Annotated in this window: 23 protein-coding genes and 1 pseudogene; 12 read left to right on the forward strand and 12 right to left on the reverse strand. The window is 58.8% G+C overall.

Annotated features, from left to right (window positions below):
- Positions 1-32 precede the first annotated feature (32 nt).
- Complete coding sequence (locus ACSQ83_RS25370; protein WP_436230023.1) at positions 33-590, reverse strand: hypothetical protein; 558 nt, start codon at positions 588-590, stop codon at positions 33-35.
- Between the two features lie 49 nt (positions 591-639).
- A complete protein-coding gene (locus ACSQ83_RS25375; protein WP_436230024.1) occupies positions 640-858 on the reverse strand; it encodes a hypothetical protein in 219 nt (72 codons plus the stop codon).
- A 742-nt stretch (positions 859-1,600) separates the two neighbouring features.
- Between ACSQ83_RS25375 and ACSQ83_RS25380 the strand changes: the two are divergent.
- From ACSQ83_RS25380 to aqpZ, 5 genes and pseudogenes are all read left to right on the forward strand, one after another.
- A pseudogene (locus tag ACSQ83_RS25380) lies at positions 1,601-1,969 on the forward strand (helix-turn-helix domain-containing protein); the annotation flags it as partial.
- A 130-nt stretch (positions 1,970-2,099) separates the two neighbouring features.
- Positions 2,100-2,654: a hypothetical protein gene (locus tag ACSQ83_RS25385; protein ID WP_436230025.1), complete on the forward strand. Its 555-nt coding sequence runs from the start codon at positions 2,100-2,102 to the stop codon at positions 2,652-2,654.
- Positions 2,655-2,736: 82 nt separating this feature from the next.
- Positions 2,737-4,155 carry a DUF2252 domain-containing protein gene (locus ACSQ83_RS25390; RefSeq protein ID WP_436230026.1) on the forward strand — a complete coding sequence of 473 codons (1,419 nt, stop codon included), beginning with the start codon at positions 2,737-2,739 and terminating at the stop codon, positions 4,153-4,155.
- A gap of 64 nt (positions 4,156-4,219) precedes the next feature.
- The gene (locus ACSQ83_RS25395) at positions 4,220-4,627 is read left to right on the forward strand and encodes an RT0821/Lpp0805 family surface protein (RefSeq protein ID WP_436230027.1); all 408 of its coding nucleotides are present in this window, start codon (positions 4,220-4,222) and stop codon (positions 4,625-4,627) included.
- Positions 4,628-5,008: 381 nt separating this feature from the next.
- Positions 5,009-5,680 carry an aquaporin Z gene (gene aqpZ / locus ACSQ83_RS25400; protein ID WP_436230028.1) on the forward strand — a complete coding sequence of 224 codons (672 nt, stop codon included), beginning with the start codon at positions 5,009-5,011 and terminating at the stop codon, positions 5,678-5,680.
- Between the two features lie 201 nt (positions 5,681-5,881).
- Here aqpZ and ACSQ83_RS25405 read toward each other — a convergent pair whose 3' ends face one another.
- Entirely contained in the window at positions 5,882-6,085 is a 204-nt protein-coding gene (locus ACSQ83_RS25405) for a cold-shock protein (protein ID WP_031362205.1), read from the reverse strand.
- A gap of 353 nt (positions 6,086-6,438) precedes the next feature.
- On the opposite strand from ACSQ83_RS25405, the gene ACSQ83_RS25410 reads away from it, so the two are divergent.
- Positions 6,439-9,774: an autotransporter outer membrane beta-barrel domain-containing protein gene (locus ACSQ83_RS25410; protein WP_436230029.1), complete on the forward strand. Its 3,336-nt coding sequence runs from the start codon at positions 6,439-6,441 to the stop codon at positions 9,772-9,774.
- Between the two features lie 46 nt (positions 9,775-9,820).
- On the opposite strand, the gene ACSQ83_RS25415 is transcribed toward ACSQ83_RS25410, so the two are convergent.
- Positions 9,821-10,075 carry a DUF6440 family protein gene (locus ACSQ83_RS25415; protein ID WP_414947912.1) on the reverse strand — a complete coding sequence of 85 codons (255 nt, stop codon included), beginning with the start codon at positions 10,073-10,075 and terminating at the stop codon, positions 9,821-9,823.
- 159 nt (positions 10,076-10,234) lie between these two features.
- Entirely contained in the window at positions 10,235-11,353 is a 1,119-nt protein-coding gene (locus tag ACSQ83_RS25420; protein ID WP_436230030.1) for an aminotransferase class I/II-fold pyridoxal phosphate-dependent enzyme, read from the reverse strand.
- 173 nt (positions 11,354-11,526) lie between these two features.
- Between ACSQ83_RS25420 and ACSQ83_RS25425 the strand changes: the two genes are divergently transcribed.
- The 3 genes from ACSQ83_RS25425 to ACSQ83_RS25435 all read left to right on the forward strand — a co-directional run bounded on the left by ACSQ83_RS25425 (position 11,527) and on the right by ACSQ83_RS25435 (position 15,054).
- Positions 11,527-12,420: a LysR family transcriptional regulator ArgP gene (locus ACSQ83_RS25425; RefSeq protein ID WP_436230031.1), complete on the forward strand. Its 894-nt coding sequence runs from the start codon at positions 11,527-11,529 to the stop codon at positions 12,418-12,420.
- Between the two features lie 100 nt (positions 12,421-12,520).
- Entirely contained in the window at positions 12,521-14,236 is a 1,716-nt protein-coding gene (dhaL, locus tag ACSQ83_RS25430; RefSeq protein WP_436230032.1) for a dihydroxyacetone kinase subunit DhaL, read from the forward strand.
- A gap of 26 nt (positions 14,237-14,262) precedes the next feature.
- Complete coding sequence (locus ACSQ83_RS25435; protein WP_436230033.1) at positions 14,263-15,054, forward strand: SDR family NAD(P)-dependent oxidoreductase; 792 nt, start codon at positions 14,263-14,265, stop codon at positions 15,052-15,054.
- Between the two features lie 15 nt (positions 15,055-15,069).
- Here the strand turns inward: ACSQ83_RS25435 and ACSQ83_RS25440 are convergent, their stop codons facing one another.
- Entirely contained in the window at positions 15,070-15,969 is a 900-nt protein-coding gene (locus tag ACSQ83_RS25440; RefSeq protein ID WP_436230034.1) for an NAD(P)-dependent oxidoreductase, read from the reverse strand.
- A gap of 538 nt (positions 15,970-16,507) precedes the next feature.
- Here ACSQ83_RS25440 and ACSQ83_RS25445 point away from each other — a divergent pair.
- Positions 16,508-17,401 (forward strand): glutamate/aspartate ABC transporter substrate-binding protein, encoded by an 894-nt coding sequence (locus ACSQ83_RS25445; RefSeq protein WP_436230035.1) that lies wholly within the window; start codon positions 16,508-16,510, stop codon positions 17,399-17,401.
- A 62-nt stretch (positions 17,402-17,463) separates the two neighbouring features.
- Here the strand turns inward: ACSQ83_RS25445 and ACSQ83_RS25450 are convergent, their stop codons facing one another.
- The 6 genes from ACSQ83_RS25450 to ACSQ83_RS25475 all read right to left on the reverse strand — a co-directional run bounded on the left by ACSQ83_RS25450 (position 17,464) and on the right by ACSQ83_RS25475 (position 22,850).
- Positions 17,464-18,018 (reverse strand): carboxymuconolactone decarboxylase family protein, encoded by a 555-nt coding sequence (locus tag ACSQ83_RS25450; RefSeq protein WP_436230036.1) that lies wholly within the window; start codon positions 18,016-18,018, stop codon positions 17,464-17,466.
- Between the two features lie 25 nt (positions 18,019-18,043).
- Positions 18,044-19,390 (reverse strand): aspartate aminotransferase family protein, encoded by a 1,347-nt coding sequence (locus ACSQ83_RS25455; protein ID WP_436230037.1) that lies wholly within the window; start codon positions 19,388-19,390, stop codon positions 18,044-18,046.
- Between the two features lie 291 nt (positions 19,391-19,681).
- On the reverse strand, positions 19,682-20,542 hold the full coding sequence (locus ACSQ83_RS25460; protein WP_436230038.1) for a MurR/RpiR family transcriptional regulator: 861 nt from the start codon (positions 20,540-20,542) through the stop codon (positions 19,682-19,684).
- Between the two features lie 106 nt (positions 20,543-20,648).
- Positions 20,649-21,143: a hypothetical protein gene (locus ACSQ83_RS25465; protein WP_436230046.1), complete on the reverse strand. Its 495-nt coding sequence runs from the start codon at positions 21,141-21,143 to the stop codon at positions 20,649-20,651.
- Between the two features lie 142 nt (positions 21,144-21,285).
- Positions 21,286-22,020, reverse strand: a complete 735-nt coding sequence (locus ACSQ83_RS25470) for a nucleotidyl transferase AbiEii/AbiGii toxin family protein (protein WP_436230039.1) — start codon at positions 22,018-22,020, stop codon at positions 21,286-21,288.
- On the reverse strand, positions 22,017-22,850 hold the full coding sequence (locus ACSQ83_RS25475) for a type IV toxin-antitoxin system AbiEi family antitoxin domain-containing protein (protein ID WP_436230040.1): 834 nt from the start codon (positions 22,848-22,850) through the stop codon (positions 22,017-22,019). The genes ACSQ83_RS25470 and ACSQ83_RS25475 overlap by 4 nt, the downstream gene beginning before the upstream one ends.
- Before the next feature lie 406 nt (positions 22,851-23,256).
- Between ACSQ83_RS25475 and ACSQ83_RS25480 the strand changes: the two genes are divergently transcribed.
- Complete coding sequence (locus tag ACSQ83_RS25480) at positions 23,257-24,372, forward strand: hypothetical protein (protein ID WP_436230041.1); 1,116 nt, start codon at positions 23,257-23,259, stop codon at positions 24,370-24,372.
- Between the two features lie 137 nt (positions 24,373-24,509).
- A complete protein-coding gene (locus ACSQ83_RS25485; RefSeq protein WP_436230042.1) occupies positions 24,510-24,872 on the forward strand; it encodes a helix-turn-helix domain-containing protein in 363 nt (120 codons plus the stop codon).
- Positions 24,873-25,032 lie beyond the last annotated feature (160 nt).

Consider the following 25,032-nt stretch of genomic DNA (forward strand, 5'->3'; position numbering starts at 1 on the left):
GAGATATCTAAGTTTCATGTAGGCACCGTCGCTTATTTACCGAAAGTCATGTTCAGGCCGGCAAAAATGGTGAATTGCGGAACGCCTCGCCCTGAATGAGCGACCGAATATTGCGGCTCTATATACGCGTTGTAGATAGTCGAGCCGCTTTTCCATGCCTTGCCGCCGCCCAGGCCAACGGGGATGTAATAGTTTCCCTGCTGCAGATCGAACGTCCAGATACCGGTCGAGCGCACATACCATCCACCGGGCAAGTTGAAAATTCCGAAAGGCTGCGCCGTCAGCGACTGCACAGCCGGGCGGCTATCCTGCCCGGCAAATGAGTGTTGCCACTGGACCAGCGCGCCGAGCAAGCGTTCCGTGGTCGCACTGACCGCGACCGCTGCAAGACCGGCTTGCCATTTACCCGTCCCCAGGCTTGGGTCCGTTGCGGTCGGCATGGTAATCAACGGTCCTACGCCAATCTGGACGCCCTCTTGAGAGAGCAGGAAGATATCGAAAAGGTTGATATCGCCTAACCCTGTGTTGTATCCGCCACTGGGATCGGGACGCGTACTAACGGGCAAGGTTGCGCGAAAGATCTGCGGCACGCCTATCAGTCCATTGGGGCCGATCGGAATAGCCGGGCGCAGCAATACATCATTGGTATGCGAACTCGCACCAAATACGCTGGGCGTAGTAATTTTGAATATTGAATGAAGCAGCCAGATTCAGCGGATTATTGCTCTTATTGGCTTCATCCGCTGCGCTTTGCCCAAACGCCAGATCCGCGCAAGCCGCCATAATCAAGCCGGCGAACAAAATTTGGACAGGAAGCCGCTTATGGCCACGCATAATTTTCCCTGGTGTTAATTTCATAAAATGCAGAAATCCCTTCGACGTTAATTGAATAACGCTTTTCAGGCGCGCGAGCGCAACCTTTCCCGGCGAGCGGGCAAAAGGCTTTTCCTATTTCTATAAATCGGATTTCCGCGATATAGGCGGAAGGTCGATGTGAACTAAGTGAACTGCGTGGAACGAGAAATAGCCATGCGTTAGTCCTCTCAGAGACATAACAGGGCACGTGTGTCCCGTGCGGGTATGCTTTACGCTATGCACGATGCAGCATTACATTTGTTTCGGATGCTAGCAAACGTTTTAATGTTTGCCAATATTATTTTGTAACCGACCAAACCCCAAACCCAATCGGCTAATTCGTTTCAAAAAACGTTAGCAAACGTTCGTGAGCGTCCACATCGGTCGAAACGTCCGTTATACAAAATTCAGGGAAACTTCAAGTAAGAAATTTTGCTCAAAATTGAACCCAAATCTAAAAAAACGGATATTGGTAATGAACTCGACCTTCGAAGAGAACTATTTCAACGGCTTGCGCAGCAGTGTAATTAACTGAATTAATAGTTAGCCGCCTGCCGGATTGGCTTCAGTACATCCATTTTCTTTTGCAAATCGAAACGGAGCACTAAAGCGTTTCAAAACGGAGATCTGGCCGCTTGGCGAGCTGGAGTTGAGCAACGAGCGGCGACGGACTGCCGTGCATTCCTGATGACACAAGGACGAGTGCACAGATGCTTTCTCAGCCCGAGACCTTCCCAGCGTCGTACGCCGCATGACGGCGGGACAGATGCTGCTCGACGGAGCGTCGGTCGACGACGTTGCCGAGCAGCTTCATCTGGCGACCGCGACGGTGAAACGCTACAAGGCGCTGATCGACGCCGGCGGCCTGGACGCGCTGAAACAACTGGGCGTGGGTGGGCGTTCTTCGGTGCTGGATCAGCGAGCGCTTGAGTGGATCTCCGCGGCGCTCCAGGGGTCAGCCAGGGATCACGGCTTCGACAGTGAGGCGTGGACCAACGCGCGGCTGCGGGCGCTGATTGAATCGAAATACGGCGTTCGTTATTCCCGCGTGTACATCTGGCAAATAGCGACCAACCTTGGCCTGGGCCACTTGCTGTCCAAGTCGCGAAGGTAACCGAGGCATCATCACCCCGGTGTTTTTTCCGGTCATGCGCATTGATCAACATTGCAACGAACGAGAGGATTCCCTAATGATTCGAAAACACACCTCGCGACTTTTTCGCATCAACACGCTTAGGATGGCGATGGTTGTTTCCACTCTGTTCGCCGCTCCGGCGTTTTCACAGAATGCGGCCTCGGCCGCCGGTCCGGGCGGAGTGGGCGCCGCCGCCGTCGCGGAAGTCCAGGCACGCGTAGTCGGCATCGATACAGCGTCGAATAGCGTCTCGCTGCAGGGGCAAAGCGGGCGAGTCGTCAATATCGCCGTGAATCCGGAAGTAGGCGATGTCAGCAAGTTGCAGATCGGCGACACCGTCCACATCAAGTACGAGAGCGCGGTACTGATCCGCGCCACGAAGGTCGCGTCGAACGGAATTCGCGAGCGTGTGGACGAGACCGCGACCATCCCGGCATCCGGCGGATCGACGGCGACCGCACGTCGAGTGCAAGTGCTCGCGACGGTTCAGAAGATCGACCATGCGAAGCGGACCATTACGATTCGCGGTCCGAATAAAACAGAAACGTTGCAAGCGGGCCCAGACGTTTCGCTAAAGGGAATAAAAGTTGGCGACAGCGTACACGCCGAATTTATTGAAGCGACTGCCGTACTCGTGACACGCAACGGCGCTCCAATCAAGTAACCGGCTGGCGGGCAAAAAGTCGTGGCGCGGCCCCGCGCTCGAGAGAGACGGTGGGGCCGGCGCGCAGCATAAGGGAGAGTCAATGGCGACCGAAAACAAAATAGCGTCGCGTATGGCCGCGGGCAAGGCGTGCCGCGAGCACATGGCCCGTTCCGCGCATGCGCGGATTGGAACGATCGACCGCGACCCAATCGAGCTGCTCGAGCAAAACAGCAAGGGGCGTGTCGAACGCCTGATCCCGCTCAGATATGGCCGAATGATGGTGTCGCCTTTTACGTTCTTCAGGGGCGGCGCGATTTTGCAGGCTGACGACCTTGGCAAGATATCGAATACGGGCATCGTCACGCCTATATGCGGCGACGCGCACCTGATGAATTTTGGCGGGTTCGCAACACCGGAACGCCAGCTCGTGTTCGACCTCAACGACTTCGATGAAGTCGCGCTCGGCCCGTGGGAATGGGATATCAAGCGACTGGCAGCAAGCTTCATGGTAGCCGCGCGCCACATGCGCTTAAGCCGCCTGACGGGCGAGAGTCTCATCCAGTCCCTGGTGACGCAGTACCAGACACGCATGCAGGAATACGCGCAATTCAGCGCGCTGGAGCTTTGGTACGAGCGCATTACGTTCGACCGGATGCTCGAGACCGCCGTGACGCCGGAGCGCAGGCGGGCGCTGCGTAAAGGCATGGAAAAGGCTGCTAGCCGCACGCACGACAGCATGCTTGAAAAGGTCGCGGAATTTAACGCTGAGACCGATGCCTGGACTCTTCGCGACATGCCGCCGGGGATGTTCCACGTGCACGGCGCCAACACGCTGTTCGAAGCCGATGATGACTGGATCAAGCTCGGAAACTGGCAAGCGCTGATCAAAGGCATGTTCCCGCAATACGTGAAAACGCTGACTCACGACCGCCGCGCGCTGCTTAAACATTTCACCGCACAGGACCTGGCCTTCAAGGTAGTGGGCGTGGGCAGCGTTGGAACTCGCTGCCTGGTTTTGCTGATGATGGATGAACTGGGAAAACCCATGTTCCTGCAGATCAAGGAGGCACGGCATTCGGTAATCGATCTGCATTTCGATGCCGAACGCCTGGAGCATGGCGGCGAGCGCGTGGTGCGCGGCCAGCGGGCAATGCAGGCCGCCAGCGACATCTTCCTTGGCTGGGCGACCGGGCCATCGGGACGCCATTTCTATTTCCGGCAATTGCGGGACATGAAACTGTCGGCGAACATCGAATTATTCGATATCGACTTGCTGGAAGGTTACGCGCGCCTGTGCGGCTGGATACTCGCGCGCGCTCATGCAAAAGCGAGCGGCAAGGCGATTGAAATTGGCGCTTATCTGGGACAAGGAACTCAATTCGCCGAAGCGATGGTCGCCTATTCGAAAAACTATGCGGATCAGGTTGAACGCGATTTCGACGTATTCACGCAAGCCGTGAGAAGCGGTCGGCTAGTCGCCCGGACCGAGGAAGACATGGCGGCGGATTTTCAAGTTTGAACGCCGTCGAACATTTTTGACGCCCGGGCAAGTCCGGCGGCAACGCGTACTTTTAGGAGGCTTTATGCACGCTCGATCATTCCCGTTCGGCCGTCAACACTGGCTTCAGTTAGCGGTTTGCAGTGCGTTTCTAATTTATGCAGAGGGCTCCTACGCAGCCAACCTCGGCTTCCTGATGGACACGCCGATCAGTTACATGAAAGAGCGCGATCTGCAGCAACTTAACCATGCCGCACGCACTGCGCTGGATTCGAAGCAGGACGGTGAATCGGTTGACTGGAACAACGACGGCACCGGAAATCCAGTTCATGTAGGAGGCACCATTACGCCGCTCAATACGCGAAAGGAAGGCGAGCGGAGTTGCAGGACGCTCGCCATTGTTGCCAAGGCAAAAGGCCAGACGCAAACCTGGGCGCCGACTGCTTGCAAGGGCGCTGGCGCAGACAGCAAATGGCAATTGCTCAAGCAATAAAACAGGGTGCGCGGGGTCCGTATTCCGAGGACAAAGCGCGTAGCGCAAAATACGCTGATGACATCGATTTTCACAAACTTTGACCTACACTGAATTCGTGTCCTGACGACCTCATTCCGGGCACAATCACTAAAAAAGCGCTGCAGTGAATGCACTGCACCACGCACTTTTACACGGACGACGTCCGCACCTGCCGCAACGCACGCGTGGCAGGCGCGCGGGCGAGTCTTGCTGCAATGGCCCGGCCAGACACATAACTCAAAGCAGAATCGCAAACAGAATCGACTATAAAAAAGCCAAGCATTTCACAAGGCGTAATTGTCAGTTAGCGCGGTCTGGTTACTTCGTATTGAAACCGTTAACCATCCTGGATGACACATCATGCGATTACAACAACGTCTTGCTGCGGAAATGTTTGGCACGTTTTGGCTAGTGCTTGGCGGTTGTGGCAGTGCCGTTCTCGCGGCCAAGTTTCCCGGTACCGGAATTGGATTTGCAGGCGTCGCACTCGCGTTCGGATTAACCGTCCTGACGATGGCTTACGCACTCGGGCATATATCGGGTTGCCACTTGAATCCGGCTGTCAGCGTGGGCCTCGCCGTTGCAGGGCGCTTTCCTGTCCGCGACCTTGCGCCTTATATTGTTGCGCAAGTCGTTGGGGCGACCATTGGCGCATTCGCGTTGTATCTAATTGCGTCCGGCGTCCCGGGATTCGATGCAGCCGCGAGTGGATTTGCATCGAATGGATACGGCGCGCGTTCACCCGGCGGTTATTCGATGATGGCCGCGCTGATCTGCGAAGTCTTGATGACGTTTTTCTTCCTGATGGTCATTCTCGGCACCACCGACGGACGCGCCATCAATGGTTTCGCGCCGCTGGCCATTGGACTCTGCCTGACGCTCATTCACCTGATATCCATTCCGGTGACCAATACGTCGGTCAATCCCGCACGCTCGACCGGACCCGCGCTGTTTGCCGGCGCCGCCGCGCTGGGACAACTCTGGCTTTTCTGGGTTGCGCCCATTATTGGGGCATGCATTGCGGGCGCGTGATATCCGCGGCTCTTCCCCGAGAAGGTCACGGCAGTCGCACCGGCACCTTTGGCTATCGACGCACCTTGATACGGGACTGCGGGACTGGCTCAAGGTCAAGGGACGCTCATGGCGTCCACGGCCTGTGCTTGCGCCGTAAAAAACAAATGGCCCGCCTAAGCGGGCCATTCGGTTCATGCAATCAAGCCGGGCTGTAACGAATTACAGCGGCTGGATGTTCGATGCTTGCAGACCCTTCGGGCCTTGCTTCGCTTCGTAGCTTACTTTCTGATTTTCCTGGAGTGTCTTGAAGCCTTCCGAGCGGATCTCAGAGAAATGCGCAAAGAGGTCATCGCCACCGCCGTCCGGCGTGATGAAGCCAAAACCCTTCGCATCATTAAACCACTTCACAATACCTGTTGCCATTTGCTGATTTTCCTAAAAGAGACGTAATTCCGTTTGGTAGCGCCACCGGCCGTCAATCGGCCAAGCGTTGCAGACTCCTTTTACCACGCGAAAATGACAGTCTGCAATTGGATTCTGCCCGATGTTTCCAAAACAAAGCTCCAAAAACCGTCACGTACGCAGTCCGGAGATGTTTCGCGCCCACAATCCGGAAGTCAGATAATAAATAAAACATTTGGTAAGACAAAGAAAAAAGTCTATTTTATGCGGCATCGACGGTCCTAAGAGCGCCAATCAATGAAAAAAGTGCTGGATATCTGCATTTGCAGCGCCGTTGTGGTATCGGAAGCGCTTTCAGGGACTGGCCATGCGGCATGCAGCTCCACAGCACCGTCGACAGGGACCGGCGGCGTGTGCACCGGCACCGGCATTCTCCCGGTCGCTGCGGTGCCGGCTCCAGCGCGGTCACTATCGGGATTGACTCCACAGTCGCCGCAGGACTGACCCGCGCAAGTTCGCCGGTTGCGTTTAGCGTCGGGCGCGCGAGCACCATCGCCAATAGCGGCGCGTTGACGTTCTCGGGCGGCGGCGGGTCCGGAACCAACCGCGGCGCCGTGCTGCTCGGCACAGGCGATACAAATCAGCTCACGAATACATCGATTGGCAAAATCATCACGACTGGCGCCTTCAGCGACGGAATGGGCGCCAACGGCAGCGGCAATACGCTGATCAATAACGGCAGCATCGCCACATCCGGGCCGAATGCCTACGGGATGACGGCGGCCTGGGGGCAGACCAACGTTGGGCAATTAAACAACACCTTGGTCAACACCGGCTCCGTTACAACCTCGGGAAGCAACGCCCGCGCGGCGTCCATCATTGGCGGCAGCGGCACGATCAACAACAGCGGGAGTTTATCGACGTCAGGGGCCAACAGCCCCACGGCCTACCTGCAAGGCAACAACGACTCGCTGGTCAACACCGGCACCGTCACCGCGACCGGCACGGACTCGGACGCGGTCTTCTCGAACACCGCTGGATCCAGCTTTACAGCGACCATTGAAAACCGCGCTGGCGGGCAGATTTTCAGTCAAAGCGGTGCGGCGGTCAGAACCCTGAATGGCGCCAGCACGGTCGTTAATGCGGGGCTTTTGCAAACGGGCGGCACGACAGCCATTTCCATGGGCAACGGCGCCAACACGCTGATTCTCCAGACGGGCTCGCAGATCATCGGCGCGGCCGATGGCGGTGGCGGCCCGGGCGCGAGCACGGTCATTCTCCAGGGAACGGGAACGGCATCGAACGCGTTCACCCGGTTCCAGACCTTGCGCATGTCAGGCGATGCCTGGACTTTCAGCGGCACAGGCGATTTCAATCTGGCCGAAGTGCAGACCGGCACACTCAACCTGACTGGCCTGTTCGCGCCCACTACCGTCGCTCTGGTCGACGCCCCCGGCACGCTCCGGGCGACGGCGCAAAACATGCCATCGTCGGTCACCGACAACGGGCTCGTCCAGTTCGCGCAAGCCACCGATGGCGGCTACACCGGCACTTTGTCGGGTACGGGCGCGGTAGAAAAAGATGGCGCGGGCACGCTGACGCTCGCCCCGGCTGCCGCTGGCGGTAATAGTTACTCCGGCGGGACGACGGTCAATGCCGGGACGCTCGCGATCGGCGCCGATAACGCGCTCGGCGCCTCAACAGGCGGCCTCACGCTCGATGGCGGCACGTTGCGCTTGAACAACGCACTCGATCTGGCGGCGACGCGTCCGATCGCGCTGGGCGCGGCGGGTGGGGTCATCGATACACAAGGTTTCGATACCACCGTAGCGCAGGACATCTCAGGCGCAGGATCGCTGACGAAGCTCGGCACCGGCCAACTGCTTCTTCAGGCGCCCACTACGTTCACCGGTGGAACGATGATCAGCGAAGGCACGCTCGCTGTCGGTGATATATCGCATTCGAGCGCGTCACTCGGCGGTGGCGGACCCGTTACGGTGGCCGCCGGCGCAAACCTTGGCGGATATGGAAGCGTGGTCGGCAATGTAACGAACAATGGGACTATTTTTGCGGCCAATGCGCTGCCTGGCTTTGCATCGTCGGCATCGGGGGCGTTTAACGTCCACGGCCAGCTCACCAATAACGGACTCGCCCAGATTGCCGGTGCGGGCGTGGGCAATCAGCTGGTCGTCACGGGCAATTACGTCGGGCAGAACGCGCGGATTGCGCTCAACACGGTCGTTGGCCCCGATAATTCCGCGTCGGATCGCCTCGTGATCAACGGTGGCCATGCCAGCGGTTCCAGCACGCTGCTAATCACGAACATGGGCGGCACGGGCGCCGCGACGGCCGCCGACGGCATACAAGTGGTTCAGGCCGCCAATGGCGCGACGTCGGCGCTGAACGCGTTTTCGCTCCCAGCGTCCATCAAGGCGGGCGCCTATTCGTACTATCTGGCGAAAGGCGGCGTGACAGCCGGGACCAGCGAGAGCTGGTATTTGCGCAACACCGTGGCTGCGGCACCCGCGGCTCCGCCGACGCAACCGGGCACGCCATCGGGTCCGAATACGCCAGGAACGCCGACGGGAACGTCGTCTGGTTCCCCGACGGGCACGTCGCCCGGGACACCGACCTGTACGTCGCCAGGGACGCCCACCGGCACGCCGCCCGACACCACGGCTGAGACCGGCCCGATCGCTGCCCCCCGCTCTCCGCCCTTGCCTGCCCCGCCGCCGCCCGGTTCCGCTCCGATTCCCTTGTATCGCCCGGAAGTGGCCTTGTACGCCGCCATTCCGATGGTCGCAAGGCAGATCGGCATCCAGCAAATCGATAACTTCCACGACCGGCAAGGTGACCAGTCATTGCTCACCGAGACCGGCGCGCTGCCGGCCGCGTGGGGACGCGTCTGGGGCGGCCATTCGGCCAGCAGCCAGGATGGCGCGGCGAATCCCGAATTCGATGGCTCCGTCTTCGGCGCGCAAGTCGGCCACGACCTCTATTCGGACGTGACGGCGTCGGGTCATCGGAACCACTATGGTTTGTTCGTCGGCGTCGTCCGCGCGACCGGCGATGTCAATGGCTTTGCGCTAGGTTTTCCCAACGTCGATGTCGGCCATCTGGCGGTGAACGCGTACAGCCTAGGCGGATATTGGACGCATGTCGGCCCGTCGGGCTGGTACACGGATGCGGTGCTGATGGGATCGTCGATCACGGTGGACCCGTTATCGAGTCAAGGGACAGGCGCCGGAACGCACGGCACGGCGGTGACGGGTTCCGCCGAAGGTGGTTTTCCTATTGCGCTGGGCGGGGCTTTTGTCGTCGAACCCCAGGCGCAGGTCATCTGGCAAAACGTGTCCCTCAATGACTTCAACGATGGCGTGTCGTCCGTGTCGTTCAACAATGGCAACACATACACCGGTCGCTTGGGCGTACGGGTGCAGCGAACCTTCAGCAGCGCGGGAGTGACATGGCAACCGTACGCGCGCGTGAGCGTACTGCGCGCATTCGGCGAGGGCGACAGCACGACCTTCGGCGGAACAACTGTCATCCTTGGGGGTATCGGGCAGACGGCCGGGCAATTTAACTTGGGGCTGGTCGCGCAGGTCACGCGTTCAGGCAGCGCGTTCGTCACGGCGAGCTATCTCACGAACTTGGGTGGTTCACATCAACGGACAATCGGCGGCAATGCGGGCGTCCGATGGAAGTGGTAGGCACTTCCACGCTGCGCAATGGCTAGTGCCTATTTGCTAATGCCTATTACTGCCCGAGTTTCGGCGCGTTGCAGTCGGGCGTGCCGTTGCTCTTTAAAAGCGGCGTAATGCCCTGGCCTTCCGCAATCAGATAACGGCAACCTGTTTCGTGATCCGTTTCCATCTGAATGTTGATGTCCTCCGTGGTATCGCGAGTGAACCGGGGCGATGCATAAGCCCCGCTGGCCTGCTTCGGTTCAGCGTTCTCGGCATGTGCGCTGTATGCAACCAATGCTGCAAGCGATACAAGTAGCCACTTCATATTCTGGACTCCGTGATGTGCAGTTCTGTGAGTCTTAGCGATATAGCACCTTAGTGTACGAGTGAATCGACAAAGGGAACGTGGTAATGGGCCAATGCGCTTTGGCACTGGCTCGAGGAAGGGAGAAACTCCTGGCGTGGCGGTTCTCCCCCGGTGGTTCTACTTCGTACCGCGCTCGCGCAAATAGTTCTCAAGTATTTTCAGGACTTCGGCCATGTTCTTTCGTCCGAAGCCAATTCGGAAATGCTCATTGCCGTGATCTAGCAGCGTGCTGGGCAGCAGAAGCACGCCGGTGTGCTCAAGGACTTCTGCACAAAAACGCTCGGCTCCGCCGTGCTTCAGGCGCGGGAAAGCGACCGTTCCGGCCGATGGCCGGCGCCACTCCAGCATCTCGTGATGACGTTCGAAGAACGCATCTAGAATGGCCAGGTTATTTCTGACAATCGACATATTGCGTTCGATCAACGCGCTGGTGTTGCGCACCGCAATGGCCCCGAGATACTCGCTCGGCGCGCTATTGCAGATGGTCAGGTAGTCCTTGAACGTGCTCATGGCCGCGAGCACGTCGCGATCCCGCGTGGTGATCCAGCCAACGCGCAGCCCCGCCAAACCATGCGACTTCGATAAAGCCCCGAGCGATATCGCTTTCTCGTAGACATCGCACGCTGCGGGCAAACGTGCCGCGGGATCATGCTCCAGCCCTCGATAAACCTCGTCGCTGAATAACCAGAGACCACGCTGCCGGCAGAAATCGACGATAGCGTCAAACCGCTCGCGCTCAGGCAAATACCCGGTCGGATTGTGCGGCGCGCAGATCAGCAGCGCCTTCGTTTGCGGCCTGACGAGCTTCTCCAGCTCGTCGGGGTCCAGCGCCCAATTTTCCGATTCGCGTGCAAACCACGGCGACACCGAAACCCCTGCCGCTTCAGCGATCGAATAATGCGACTGATAACCCGGCATGTGGACGATCATGTGATCGCCTGCCTTGAGCATGGAATGGACGAACGAGAAAATGGCTTCCTGAGCGCCTGTATGCACGATCAGGTTATCGGCACTAATTGATTCGTACAGCGTCGCAATTTCTCGACGAAGTTCAGGCGCGCCGGGGTATTCGGTATAGCCCAGGCGCAGAGTGCCAAGACCTTCTGTCGATCCCGGCTCGAATGCAAGCAGGTCCGTTATAGACATGGATTCCGGGTCGGAACTGCACAGCAAATAGCGTGCGGTGAATTCGTGAACAGCAAAATAACGCTCGAGTTGAAACGGCGATGGAGTCATGATTTTCCGGGAGAAGTAGCTGGCTTTGTAGCGGTAGCGAGGCGCGCACGTTCGGCAGCCAGAGCCTTGGTGCGGCCGAAAAGCGGGTGGACGGGCAATACCAACAGGCGTAGTCTGCTCTCCGCCGTCGATTAACAAAAGCTAACTCTCCTAATGCGAGATTAATTCTACTAATGCTGGATTACGCCTTACTTGACGCACTCGGCGCGGTTGTCCGGCTCGGTTCGTTCGAGCGCGCCGCCCGGGAACTGAACGTCACGCCATCGGCCGTTTCACAGCGGGTGAAGCTGCTGGAGGAAAGAGTTGGAAGCGTTCTGGTGAAGCGGGGTCAACCGTGCGTTGCCACACCGCCGGGCGCGCTGCTTTGCCGTCATATCGAACGCGTGCAGCGTCTGGAAACAGAACTGGGCGGGCAAATGCCGGCGTTGCCGGGCATGCTTCCCGGAAAGTGGCCGACGTTTCGCATGGCGGTCAACGACGACAGCGTGGGCACCTGGTTTATCGATGCCATTTCGGGCTTCTTCGCCGAACGGGAAATGCTGCTGGACCTGGTGATCGATGACCAGGATTACACCGCGCAACAACTTCGCGATGGCAGTGTGCAAGGGGCGGTGACCACGCAGGCCGAGCCGGTGCAGGGATGCCGCTCGACAAAGCTGGGGCGCATGCCCTACCTGCCCGTTTGCTCGCCCGCGTACTTTGACCGGCACTTCGCGGCAGGGGTCACGCGCGATGCGTTGCGCCACGCGCCGCGTGTCGACTTCAACCAAAAAGATCAGATGCAAAAGCGCTTCATGCGGCGGATCACGCGGGCGGATCTCGATCCGCCGCGACACCTGATTCCTCACGTTGCCGGTTATCTGCGCGCGTGCCTGTCCGGGATGGCGTGGGGCATGTGTCCGACGCAGATGATCGGGCCGGCGCTTGCGTCGGGCGAGCTGGTTGAAGTGATGCCGGGCGCGCATATCGATGTCGATTTGTATTGGCAGAGCTGGCGGCTGTCTATCGGCTGGCTCGATGACTTCAGGGCCATGCTTCAGCAGCGCGCGACCGAGTATCTCGATTGAAGAGCGCGAAAGCGCGACCTGCTCGGGCCATCTATCATGTCTGCACAACTGCGCTGGACTCGCACTGAAAAGCCAGCGGCTTCCAAGGAGGATGGCTGATATGAAGAAGCTCATCAACGACGTCTCCACGGTCGTGCCCGACATGCTCGATGGACTCGCCGCGCTCAATCCCGGCCTGTCGTTGCTGCAGGGCAGCACGATCATCGTGCGTGCCGATGCGGAAGGCGCTGCAGCGCGTGGCGAAGTGGCGCTGATCTCGGGCGGCGGCTCGGGGCACGAGCCGGCGCATGGCGGTTACGTTGGTCCTGGCATGCTCAGCGCGGCGGTGGCCGGCGAGGTCTTCACGTCGCCCTCGACCGATGCCGTCCTCGATGCCATCCGCGCCGTTGCCGGCCCTGCGGGCGTGCTTCTCATCGTCAAGAATTACACGGGCGACCGCTTCAATTTCGGGCTTGCTGCGGAGATCGCGCGAGCTGAGGGCATTGCGGTGGAGATGGTGATCGTCGCCGACGATGTCGCGCTCTCGGCACACGGCGAACACGCTGGCCGGCGCGGTCTCGCAGGGACCGTGTTCGTGCACAAGATAGCGGGCGCCGCTGCTGCCGAGGGACGGCCGCTTGGCCAAGTAGCGCAGATTGCGCGTGATACGGCGGCATCGCTTGGCACGATGGGCGTGGCCCTTACGCCATGCACGGTGCCGGCCGCAGGCAAGCCGGGCTTCCAACTCGCCGACGATGAAATCGAATGGGGTCTCGGCATTCACGGCGAGCCCGGCGTCGAACGCGGCGCGCTCGAACCGGCGGAGCAGATTGTCGGGCACCTGCTCGCGAAGATCATCGACGATCTGGCATTGAAGCCCGATGAACGCGTCGCGTTGCTCGTGAACAATCTGGGCGGCACGCCGTCGAGCGAACTGAGCATTGTGGCGGGATCGGCGCTGCGCTACCTTCGCGAACATAAGATCCACGTCGATCGTGCATGGTCGGGCACGTTACTGAGCGCGCTCGAAATGGCCGGCATTTCCCTCACGTTATTGCGCGTGGACGATCAACGGCTCACATGGCTCGATGCTGCCACGCAAACCACTGCATGGCCCGCGTTGAGCGGTCGCGTTGCAGAGGCATCTGTCAAGCCGGCACCTGTCGCGCCGGTTGCAGCGAGCGGTGCACGGCTCTCGCGCGACTCGTCGTTGCGGCGGGTTATCGAGGCGGTATGCGCGTGTCTTCTTGAAGCGGAACCCGTCCTGACTGAAATGGATCAGCGCGTGGGCGATGGCGATCTCGGCATCAGCATGTCACGGGCGGCGCGGAGCATCCTTGGCGAGATCGATACTTATCCCTCGGAGACCACACCGGGCGCCGTGCTGCGAACCTTGTCCGCCACCATAAGACGCGTGGTCGGCGGCACATCGGGACCGCTCTACGCCGTGATGTTGTTACGTGCAGCGGCGGTTATCGAGCAGTCCGGCAAGTCCGCGGCGAAGGAATGGTCAGAAGCATTTACTGCGGCCGTCGATGGCGTGACGGCGCTGGGTGGCGCGCATCCCGGCGACCGGACGATGGTCGATGCGCTGCATCCAGCCGCCGTTGCACTACAAAACGCACTCGCGAAATCAGGCGGTATCAGCACGGACGAAGCACTAAAAGCAGCCGTCGATGCAGCGACATCAGGCGCGGCGCAAACAGCGTCGATGACCCCGCGGCTCGGACGCTCCAGTTACGTTGGCGACCGTGCGCTGGGTTTTGCCGATCCAGGCGCGCACGCGGTCGGACTCTGGCTTGCATCGATCCGAAGCGCGCTGAACAATCAGGCTTGAACGATCAATAACGGAGACGATAAAAAATGGATCTGAATCTACGCGGTAAGGTTGTTGTGTTGACGGGCGCGAGCGTGGGCATCGGGCTTGCGGTAGCCGAGGCGTTCGCAGCGGAAGGGGCAAACCTTCTGCTCGCGGCGCGACGGGAAGAGCGGTTGACGGAGGCAGCGGCGCGTATTGCGCGCGAGTTCGGTGTATCGGCAATACCGGTTGCTTGCGACGTTGCCACGACCGCTGGCGTCGACAAGATCGTCGCTGCCGCGAGCGCGAATTTCGGCGGCGCCGATATCCTCTTCAACAACGCCGGCACGGGCAGCAACGAGACGATCATGGACGCGCCCGACGAGAAGTGGCAATCCTATTGGGACCTTCATGTGATGGCGGCCGTGCGCCTCGCGCGCGGTCTCGTGCCGTTGATGAAAGCGCGCGGTGGTGGCGCGATCCTCAACAATGCATCGATATGCGCGACCCAGCCGCTCGGCTACGAGCCCATCTACAACGTGACAAAAGCAGCGCTGATGATGCTCTCGAAGAACCTGGCGAACGAGCTGATCAAGGACAACATTCGCGTCAACACGATCAATCCGGGGCTCGTGCTGACACCGGACTGGATCAAGACGGCGAAGGAACTGACACGCGATTCGGGCGGCGACTGGGAAGCGCATCTGCAACATGTCGCCGATGAACACGCGCCCATTCGCCGCTTCGCTACGCCCGCCGAGCTGGCAAGTTTTATCGTTTTCCTGTGCTCGGAGCGGGCAAGTTATAGCGTGGGATCGACTTATTTCGTCGATGGCGGGATGCTGAAAACAGTGTGACGGGCGCGCATGCGCTCAACGGTCTTTCCGGCTGACCGGCAAGTTATTTTCGCGCCGGATCTCGCGGATGAGCGCGCTATGGTCGAGATCGCCATCGCCGTGATCGACCATTGCCGCGAACAACGCGTCCACAATATGCGCTACAGGTAGCTCCAGCCCGAGGGACCGCGCCCGCGCCAACGCGGTGCGCGTGTCTTTCAACTGATACTTCACTGCGCCGCCGGGTGCGAACGATTCGTCGATCATGCGTTGTCCGTGCTTACGCAAGATTGGCGAATCGGCGAATCCGCCCGCCAGCGCTTCAATCACCTTTGCCGGGTCCGCCCCTCCGCGCTCCGCAAACAACAACGCCTCGGCCACGGCAGCAATCGTGTTTGCCACGATCAACTGATTCGCGAGCTTGGTCTGCTGCCCGGTTCCGGCAGGGCCGACGCGCACCGGACGGCCCATCGCGCCAAGCAGTTCACGCGCTGCATCGAAGGTGTCCGGTTCGCCGCCCGCCATGATCGCAAGCGTGCCATCGATTGCGCCTTGCTGGCCGCCCGACACCGGCGCATCGAGATAGCGAAAACCACGCTCGGCGCTTAATCGCGCCTGTTCGACGGACGTTTCCACGGGGATCGAACTCATCACGATGACGGTTGCGCCGGGCGCCAATGCGGCCAGCACGGTCTTGTCGTGGAAGACAACCGCGTCGCAAGTCGGACCATCGCTCAACATGCAGATCAGCACGTTCGCGCCTCGTGCGGCATCCGCGGGCGAATCGCAGATTACGGCCCCTTTTTCTGCGAGCGCGGAAGCTTTCTCCTTCGAGCGATTCCAGGCGCGCACGCCGTATCCGGCGGCCAGAAGATTACGCGCCATCGGCTCGCCCATCAGGCCAGTCCCCAGAAATGCAATCACCTCGTCCTTCATGCGTCACCTCGTTCGGTAGTCGTTATCCGCATGGTCGCCGATCCGCGACGGCGCGGCAACTGCGGTAACAGTCGCGAGGCCGCTCCAGCTTGCCGCACGCAAAGCTCTGGATAACTTCTGCATAAGTCAGTGAAGCCCTGTGGGCGAAACCTTGATAACTCGGGCGCCGTGCATAAAGCGCAGGAAGTTATCCTTCGGCCAAGCGCTCGCTCCCCATTTGGTACGCGAGTTACCTTTTCGCTAGAGCGTTGATCCCAAGGGAGATTGACCGCTTATCCACAGAAACAGCCGATGCTTGTTAACTATTACTACGTATACATATCAATCCATTAACAACCCTAAGACATGGATGCGCACAGCGAGTTGATGCTGCCTTTTTTGTGAGCGCTCATCCGGATGCATCGATCGGCCGCGCCATCTTCTGACAACACGTCGAACTTCAGTAGTTAACATATGTTGTAATTTATTTTTTTATGGCAACATATGGTTATCGATGCTGCGAAGCGCTATCGATCCCTATGAACGACTGAGGAATGTCATGAACCGGACCACATTGCTCGCAGCCGCCGTGATGGCGGCTGTCTCCACGGGCGTCTTTGCGCAGGATGCGCAAACGGCCTTGGCCAAGATCCAGGCCGCCAATACGATCGTGATCGGGCATCGGGAAACGTCAGTGCCTTTTTCTTACGTCGATGCCAACAATGAGGTCATCGGTTTCTCGCAAGATATCTGCAACAAGATCATCGATGCGGTGAAGGCCAGGATCAAGAAGCCTGATCTCAAGGTGCGGTTCATCCCGGTCACGTCGCAGAACCGGATTGCGTTAGTGCAGAACGGCACGATCGATCTCGAATGCGGCGTCACGACAAACTTGAAAGCGCGCCAGGCTCAGGTCGCGTTTTCTGACACGTTCTTTGTTGCGACGACTCGCCTTTTGACGCGCAAGGATTCGGGCATCAAGGACTTCCCGGATCTTGCCGGCAAGACCGTGGTGACGAATCAGGGAACCACGTCCGAGCGAATTCTCCGCAAGATGAACGAGGAGAAAAAGATGAACATGCAGATCATCAGCGCGAAGGACTATGGCGAGGGTCGTCTGACGCTGGAAACCGGGCGTGCCGTTGCGTACATGATGGACGATGTGCTTCTGGCGGGAACGCGTTCGCTGTCGGCCAAGCCAGCGGACTATGTGCTGGTTGGAACGCCGCAGTCTTCTGAAGCGTATGGATTTATGTTGAGGAAGGACGATCCGGATTTCAAGAAGCTCGTGGATGACACCATGAGCGAAGTCATGAAGGGACCGGAGATTAAAACCATGTACGCGAAGTGGTTCATGAAACCGGTGCCCCCGAAGAACATCAACTTCGATTTTCCGATGAGCGATGCTTTGCAAAAGTTGTACGCCAATCCGAACGACACGGCTTTTGAGTGAATTCCGTGACACGTCAAAAAGCCACCTTCTGCGAAGAAGGTGGCTTTTTTATTTGAAGCGCTTTATTCAGGGAACGGTAATGTGGTCTGCCCTTCCGCCCGCATGTCGAACGTGTTCAGGGTCATCGCGACCAATGCGTAGTAACCGAGCAATCCGATCAGATTGATGACGACCACATGCTCGAAGCGCGCCACGACTGCTGCGAACGTTTTATCCGACACGCGCTTCGTCTCGTATAACTCCGTGGCAAATTCGTAGATGAGCGCGTCGTCGGCGTCATCGAACGTGGGGCGCTCGCCTCGATGAACCGCATCGGCCACCGCCTTCGGAACACCAGCATTGAGCGCGATCGGATAGTGGATGAACCACTCGCCCTGCGACTGCCATCGCGCGGCGGTCACGAGAATTGCCAACTCCGACAAACGCAATGACAAGCCCGTTTTGTATCGACAAAACGCGCCAAGCCGTTGTGCATGGTCCGCCAATTCCGGGCTATGGATCCATCCGAGGAACGGACCGTTCAAGTTGCCGCGCGGACCGCTCAGGATGTTCTGAAGCACGGTTTTCTGTTCGTCCGTGGCGTGAGCGATATCGAAATTCGGCAGGCGATTGGTCATGGGTTGTCCAGAGTGTGATTGTCACTTAGCGCGCGCCCGGCGCACCGATTGCGGCCAATGCACCGTCGATGGCATCGGTCAGGCGCGCACCGATTTCATCGATTTGCGATGCCGTCGTGATGAACGGCGGCGCCAGCAGCACATGGTCACCGATTGCGCCATCGACCGTGCCGCCCATCGGATAGACCATCAGGCCGCGCTTCATCGCTTCACTTTTTATCACCGCGTGCAATTTTTTGCTGGCATCGAATGGATTCTTCGACGTGCGGTCCTGCACCAGCTCGACGCCGACAAACAGGCCGCGGCCACGGATATCGCCAATGTACGGATGACTCGCATAATGCGCGCGGAGCAAACCACGAAGCTGCTCGCCGCGTGCTTGCACATTGTTCAGCAACTTGTCGTCCGCGATCACGCGCTGGACTTCGAGCGCTGCCGCACACGCGGTCGCGTGGCCGATGTACGTGTGCCCGTGCTGGAAGAAACCTGAGCCGTTGACGATGGTGTCATAGATCTCGTCGCTGACCAGCGTCGCTCCGATCGCCTGATAACCGGCCCCCAGGCCCTTCGCGATGGTCAGTAGGTCTGGAACTACCCCGTCCTCTGCGCAAGCGTACAGATGGCCCGTGCGGCCCATCCCGCACATGATTTCGTCCAGGATCAGCAAAACGCCGTACTTGTTACAGACCGCGCGTATCTTCTTGAAGTACTCGCGCACCGGCGGCACCGCGCCGGCGGTTGCGCCCACGACCGTTTCGGCGACGAAAGCGGCGACCGTATCGCCGCCGAGGTCCACGATTTTCGACTCGAGTTCGTCGGCGAGACGTTGCGCGAAGGCATCCTCGGTTTCATCGGCGCGTTGCTCGCGATACGCGTAGCACGGGCTTACATGGTGCGTTTCGATGAGGATCGGAAGGAATGGCTCACGACGCCACGCATTTCCGCCGATAGCGAGCGCACCGAGCGTATTGCCGTGATAACTCTGTCGACGCGCGATGAAATGCCGCCGCTGCCCCTGCCCCTTTTCGACGAAATATTGGCGAGCAAGTTTGAGCGCGGCTTCGATGGCTTCGGAACCGCCGGACGTGAAGTACACGTGGCCCAGGCCTTTGGGCGCGTCCGCTATCAGGCGGTCGGACAATTCTTCCGCGACCGCGGTCGTGAAGAAAGAGGTGTGCGCGTAGGGAAGTTGCTGGGCTTGCCGCTTGATGGCATCGATGACGCGCTGGTTGCCGTGCCCCAGACACGATACGGCCGCACCGCCCGATGCGTCGATGTAGCGTTTGCCTTCGGAGTCGATGATCTCGATTCCATCGCCGGAAACTGCAATAGGGAGTTTGGCTTGCGGGGTGCGATGAAAAACCGTTGTCATTCCGACCTCGACGTTTGTGACGATGTTCGTGCGCTCGTCACTTGGAGAATAAGGTTCTGAGCGGGCGCTCAGTAACATGCGATGCCTTATTTTCTATCGTTACAACATATGTTGTCAATGTGGATATTATGCGGCCGGAGGACTTTTTTGGGTAGCTGGAGAAACTGGCGCAGGTTGACGTAACCGCTGAGAGCTTTCCGTGATGGATTTGTGCAGTAGGGAAGTTTAGACGTAAGAAACCTGCGGGCGATGCAGTCGCAGGGGCTAAGCCGCCTCTCACGTCACCGATGCTTACGACGAATAAGCGCCCTTCGCGTGCAGCGCGGATTCGGCCTCTTCGAGCAGTTCGACGGCCGATCGTCCTTCGAGCGCAAGCAGATGGGCGACCAGCGACTCCGCTATTGCCGACGCAGCAACGAGCGATGGAAAAAACGATGGGCTTTCGTGTGAAAAGATGAGGACGTGGTCGGCGTTGAGGGCAAGCGGCGACACGGCGCTGTCGGTGATCGCGATAAGCTTGCAGCCCTGCTCCTTCGCCGCTTGCGCGACGCGCACAGCTTCGGCCGAATACGGGGCGAAGCTTGTCACGACGGTTGCGTGCCCTTTCGCCATGCCGCGAAGTTGCATTTCGAGCGTGCCGGCCTCGCCGTTAACCAAACTCACCGATGACCGAAATAGCCGATACCCATAGACCAGGCCGAACGCGACCGGATAACACGAGCGGAATCCCGCCACGTGGACATGCGGCGCTTTGCGCAGCATCTTCGCGACCTCGACGATCTTCGTGCCGTTCTGCGCGAACGTGACTTCGAGATTGTGGCTTTGCGCGATGGCGAGTTCCTGGATTAACGATTCGCCTGAGCCACCTTTGACGAGCGCGCGGGCTTTTGTTGTGAGCGCTTCCGGCCGGGTGCGGATACGGGCAACGAATATCTCCCGGAGCTCGTTCCAGCCAGGGAAGCCAAGTTGCTGCGATAACCGCACAAGGGCCGCAGGTTGGACATTGGCTCGCTCGGCGACCTTCCGCATTGAGAGCACGGCGACTTCATCGGGGAAGTTAAGCAGGAAACCCGCGCCGGCCTGGAATTGCGGGCTGAGCTCGGGAAACTTCGCACGTATCGATGAAACTAGATCTTCGAAATTGGACGACACGAACAAGCCTCGTTAGGTTGACAACATTTGTAGTTTAACGAGGTTGGGGTGCGGACAGGATGTTGTCGGCGGGTGGAGGGCGGCTCATGCCGCTGACCTTCGCTTCTCAGGCGGTGTCGACTTCCGCCTCCGGCCATAGCCTCGGGAAGAGATATCGAAACAACGTGATTGGCAACGCGAGTTCGATGGGACCTTTGGGCGTTCTCGAACGAACGATACCTAGTTTGAAGAGGTCCGCCAGCACGCGATCGGCAGTTCGGCTTGGCAGGCCCATCATGGCTTTGAACCGGGCCCTGTCTATCGACTTGATCGTTGCCAGATAGGCGAGCGGTTGTGCCGCCTCAATTCTTAAGAAGCGCGTGTCGCTCTTGGTCGCCTCAGCCGCCAGCATCTGGGCCAGCCTCGCCTCGAAGGCGGGTATTTGGAGCATATCGTCCATGAAACCTATTTGATCAAGGCAGAGATTCATGCAGAAAGCGATAAATTCCACCAGACCGCTTTCGCTCAACACTCCTCGTCCGTCGTAGTCGCCTTTGCGACGTTGATCGGCAGCTATCAGATGTTTGTAGTAAGCACTCTGGTCGCGAGCGAAGCCGCGCATTGGAGACCATAGTCCCTGCGTCAGCCCTAACGCGGAAAGTCCGGTATGCGTATGCAGCCGCGCCGTGCGTCCATTGCCGTCGAGAAACGGGTGAATCCACGCAAGCCGGTGGTGAGCCGCCATCAACGCGATAACCGCGGTTTCACCGGCCCGTGCGTAACGGTACCCAACCTTGTGGAATAGTTGACCCTTCCCGGTCCATGTAGAACTTGAACGCGTTTCCAACTATCACAGGGTTCACAGCGGCGCCGCCAGCCTGCGTGACTTCCCATGCGCGCCACAGGTCATAGAGGTCCCGGCCATGCTCACGCTGTAGTAGTGCGCGCAGTTTCGTGCCGAGCATCTCATTGAGGTCGTAAGACGGCACATCCATGACGATTACGCCGCCGTTATCGTCTGGAATTTTCATCGGGACAGAGACGACGGACGCAAACGGGTCGACTTCATTCACGTTGACCTCGACCTTCAGCTTGCCGAGCGCGCTTTGCTGGTCGACCGGGTCGAACACGTAGGTCTGGCGGATGATTTTGGAGCTTTGGGTGACATTCCGGACAGCAAGCACCATCGTTGTCAGGATGTTTTCAGACGGACCGGCCGGAAATAGGGGCTTCAGCACGCGCCTGAGTGCTTTCTTTATGTCGCCGGGCGGCCTCGGACCGACCTTGACGAGGTCAATGTCTTCCGGGTAGCGGGACGCCGGCGCCAAGTGGCCTTTGTGCAGGATGGTGCCCCCGCGCATGGCCACCTGACTGGAAAGAAACTTGTCGGCAAAAATGAGCTTCACAGCGCGACTGATGATGTAGTCCTGCTCGACCATCCACTGTTGCGACCAGTTAGCGTGTGGTTGCCAGGTCGCAAGCTTCTGTGCCTCAATCATTGACCCTCCTTTATTTCGTCAATATCCCGCGTGGAATAGATAATTCCCCACTTCGAGGTAGTCATGCTTGCCAGGGTGTCGGGCAATGGCTCAGCAAGCGAACGTGCGGTTCGTGCGCGCGGGGACAGCCACTTTTCGACGACCTCCGCCATCCCATCGAGTTTGAGTACGTCGAAGAGAAATCCGATTCGCTGGGCCACGGCTACCTGCCCCATGGCGTCCAGCGCGCGCACGAGTTCGGATTGGGTCAGATGTGGCCCGAAATCTCTTGCCACCCGCGCGATGGACTCTAGTCCGCCCACCTTTGAGCGATGACGCATCAAATCGAGGAGCGTGGCTTCGCGGGTCGAAACGAGATATGCGCCTTTTTCGCCCCGCGTTCTTACAATGGGTGCATCCGAGATGTCTGTGCGGGCGGTGAACACGACCTGACGCTTGCCGGCCCTCAGGGGCGTCCGGTAGCCGCTCACCATCACCTGGTCTGCCTGCAGGGCGTAATGCGACGAGCCCCAGTAGCGCGCCGCGGAGTGTAGGCAGACGTAGTACTGCGGCTCGAGGAACTGCATCGCATCGTGCAACCACCAGGAGAGCGGCGGCGCGCCGTACGCACGGTACTCCGCGGGGACGATGAGATAAACCATCGGCCGCTTGTGAACCGATGTGACAACGCCCCGAGTCTCGAGTCTTTTCAAGGTGATGCGAATTCCGTGAGCATTGTCCTTACGCCCTGTCATGCTCGCGAACGTTTCCACGTCAAAGACATACCTAGCGCGACCCTGTAGTTCTGCCAGCGCTTCTTCAGCGGTCTTCGAAGGGGTGGTTTCTGACACTTTTTTCTTCCAAAAGTATGTATTTTATTTAGTTAATATAGAAAAAGGATAACCAGTCTATAGTCGCGAAAGGCTTTAAACTGGACCAGTAAACATATTTGTCTACATTAACTAATGTTTCGAGATATTTTGCAAGGAAAAAAGTTTCGACGAGAGAGAGTGTAGGACGCATCTGCGTCAGCGCCATACCGAGGTCCGATTCTCCTGCCCGGTATCGACGTATCAGGAGATGACCTGCCTACCGTCTGACGGAGCCGATGCTGCCGGCGGCTGCCTACTTCGGCACATTGCTTGCACGCGCGTCCCACCCATCAATTACGCCCTTCCGGGCCATCGCCGCGGCAGTGTCGGCGCAATAGTGCGTCCTGGTAGCCGTGACAGTTCGCAGTGGGCACTGCAGCTCGCCGTGTCGATTGAGACCGGGGTTGGCCTGACAGGGCAAGAACGCGAGGTGGCAGTGCTCCCTGGCGAAGAAGACGAGACCGTGCTCGTGAACGGTGGCTTGGCGCGAGCGCATCGATGGCGTGGGGGCGACGTTCCGCCCAATCGCGATTTGCGCAGGGTTTCACACGGCGCGCTGTCTCGTGTTGCCTGCGTATGTTGCGTTCTTGGCGAGAATCGCCCTACGGCAGGCGGTTACAATAAGCAAATCGCACGCGCCGAACGGGTGAAAAAGTATATGAGGGTCTTAGAAAAGAACAATTATCTGGCCTCGACCCGTAGCGAGGCGCGACATTTCTTGAAATTGACCGTGGCCGAGCGGGCCGAGTCCGACTGGTACAGGAGCTTCTTGCTCTATCCCGCCGTTCGCAACTTCTTCAGCCAGTCAATTTTTGCCAAGGGGACTGTCTTAAGAGTGACCGCGGTGACTCAGATTGCAATGGCATATGTTGCCTGCGTCGACGACGAGCCGTCCAACGTCGCTCCAACCTCTTCGGAAGTACGGGGTTTGATGAAAAGCGCGAAGGCGTTTGAGTCTGAGTTGAACGCCGAAAGTGCTTCGTGGCTGCCGTCGGATGTGAAGACAAGCTTTCACGGTCCGTTGAGAAATCTCCAAGCAACGGCATCGTCTGTCGAGACTCGTTCGGCCGGGCGTCCGGCCATTAGCGAACGGCGCGTCTTCGTCTCGCATCTGGCTCGTGCGCTTTACGGAATGTGCGGCGAGTTCCCTGGCAAGTTCATTGCCGCGGTTGCTGCTCGCGTTTGGGAGGACACCGACGACAGAACTATTCGGAAAATCCTGACGGACAAAGAGCGAAGCGACATCATCAGGCTGACAAAGGAAATCCGCCGTCAAACTGCCGAGAGCGAGAACGCCGCACACTTGCTTTTGAAGCGGACGAGTGTCCCGCCGAAGATACTCGTATCGCCTCAAGAGCCGCAGACGATTAACGAGATTCTCAAAGCGATGCTGGCGCTCGCGAAGCGCCTTCCCGATGAGACTGCCGTAATCTTGGCTGTTGACTGCATGGAAACGCTCTGCCGAGACATCGGGGTAGTGCCCGACTTCCCCCCGGAATAAAAGGCGGGCGAAATTGGCCTCAAAATTAGCCTAATTTTGGCCGGGCGATTTTCGGTCCGATTTGCTCGGAATTTCCGTAGCAACGTTTCGAGGTAGGTAGCGAAGAATACGCTCTGTCGCCACTACTCTCGCATCGAATGTACAAGCACATCGGACTCAAAGAGCTCGCGTCCTTCACCCGCATTATCTCGAGCTGGCCTGAAAACACCGCTGCGCATCAGCGCGCACGCTTGTTTGAAGTGTTGAAGGTGCACGGCAGTGTCACTACGCTGGAGGCGATGCGGTTTCTCGACATCGTCGACCCTCGCGCCCGAATTGTTGAAATCCGCAAAGAGGGATACACGATTAAAACATCGTGGGTGCGCCAGCCGTCTGAGTGCGGTCGGATGCACTGCGTTGGTATGTACACCTTTGGGGCTAATATCGAGGGCGTCATGCTGGCAAAGCAGCCCGCGACCTCTCTCGATAACTCCTACCGGCAATTGATGCTGACTTTCTAGCTATGCCCGTCGGTTCAGCATCGGCAGGTTCATGACCCAAATCATGCCGAAGTGGTTGCCACCCAGGTAGACGATTGACCACCGGACGCAACCTCGTCAACTTGTAGGCTTATACCGAAGCCGTTGAAGCACGCAATAGAATTCGCGAGGTGCACGGTCC

Source organism: Caballeronia sp. LjRoot29 (genome assembly GCF_964252755.1).
Lineage (GTDB): Bacteria > Pseudomonadota > Gammaproteobacteria > Burkholderiales > Burkholderiaceae > Caballeronia.

Bases quoted from the DNA above. Each gene is read 5' to 3' on its own strand.
- dhaL (WP_436230032.1), top strand. From the start codon at position 12,521: ATGAAGAAGCTCATCAACGACGTCTCCACGGTCGTGCCCGACATGCTC.
- ACSQ83_RS25375 (WP_436230024.1), bottom strand. From the start codon at position 858: ATGAAATTAACACCAGGGAAAATTATGCGTGGCCATAAGCGGCTTCCT.
- ACSQ83_RS25485 (WP_436230042.1), top strand. From the start codon at position 24,510: ATGTACAAGCACATCGGACTCAAAGAGCTCGCGTCCTTCACCCGCATT.
- ACSQ83_RS25385 (WP_436230025.1), top strand. From the start codon at position 2,100: ATGGTTGTTTCCACTCTGTTCGCCGCTCCGGCGTTTTCACAGAATGCG.
- ACSQ83_RS25425 (WP_436230031.1), top strand. From the start codon at position 11,527: ATGCTGGATTACGCCTTACTTGACGCACTCGGCGCGGTTGTCCGGCTC.
- ACSQ83_RS25465 (WP_436230046.1), bottom strand. From the start codon at position 21,143: ATGCGCGGCTTCGCTCGCGACCAGAGTGCTTACTACAAACATCTGATA.
- ACSQ83_RS25435 (WP_436230033.1), top strand. From the start codon at position 14,263: ATGGATCTGAATCTACGCGGTAAGGTTGTTGTGTTGACGGGCGCGAGC.
- ACSQ83_RS25420 (WP_436230030.1), bottom strand. From the start codon at position 11,353: ATGACTCCATCGCCGTTTCAACTCGAGCGTTATTTTGCTGTTCACGAA.
- ACSQ83_RS25440 (WP_436230034.1), bottom strand. From the start codon at position 15,969: ATGAAGGACGAGGTGATTGCATTTCTGGGGACTGGCCTGATGGGCGAG.
- ACSQ83_RS25455 (WP_436230037.1), bottom strand. From the start codon at position 19,390: ATGACAACGGTTTTTCATCGCACCCCGCAAGCCAAACTCCCTATTGCA.
- ACSQ83_RS25415 (WP_414947912.1), bottom strand. From the start codon at position 10,075: ATGAAGTGGCTACTTGTATCGCTTGCAGCATTGGTTGCATACAGCGCA.
- aqpZ (WP_436230028.1), top strand. From the start codon at position 5,009: ATGCGATTACAACAACGTCTTGCTGCGGAAATGTTTGGCACGTTTTGG.
- ACSQ83_RS25390 (WP_436230026.1), top strand. From the start codon at position 2,737: ATGGCGACCGAAAACAAAATAGCGTCGCGTATGGCCGCGGGCAAGGCG.
- ACSQ83_RS25445 (WP_436230035.1), top strand. From the start codon at position 16,508: ATGAACCGGACCACATTGCTCGCAGCCGCCGTGATGGCGGCTGTCTCC.
- ACSQ83_RS25405 (WP_031362205.1), bottom strand. From the start codon at position 6,085: ATGGCAACAGGTATTGTGAAGTGGTTTAATGATGCGAAGGGTTTTGGC.
- ACSQ83_RS25470 (WP_436230039.1), bottom strand. From the start codon at position 22,020: ATGATTGAGGCACAGAAGCTTGCGACCTGGCAACCACACGCTAACTGG.
- ACSQ83_RS25450 (WP_436230036.1), bottom strand. From the start codon at position 18,018: ATGACCAATCGCCTGCCGAATTTCGATATCGCTCACGCCACGGACGAA.
- ACSQ83_RS25395 (WP_436230027.1), top strand. From the start codon at position 4,220: ATGCACGCTCGATCATTCCCGTTCGGCCGTCAACACTGGCTTCAGTTA.
- ACSQ83_RS25410 (WP_436230029.1), top strand. From the start codon at position 6,439: ATGCAGCTCCACAGCACCGTCGACAGGGACCGGCGGCGTGTGCACCGG.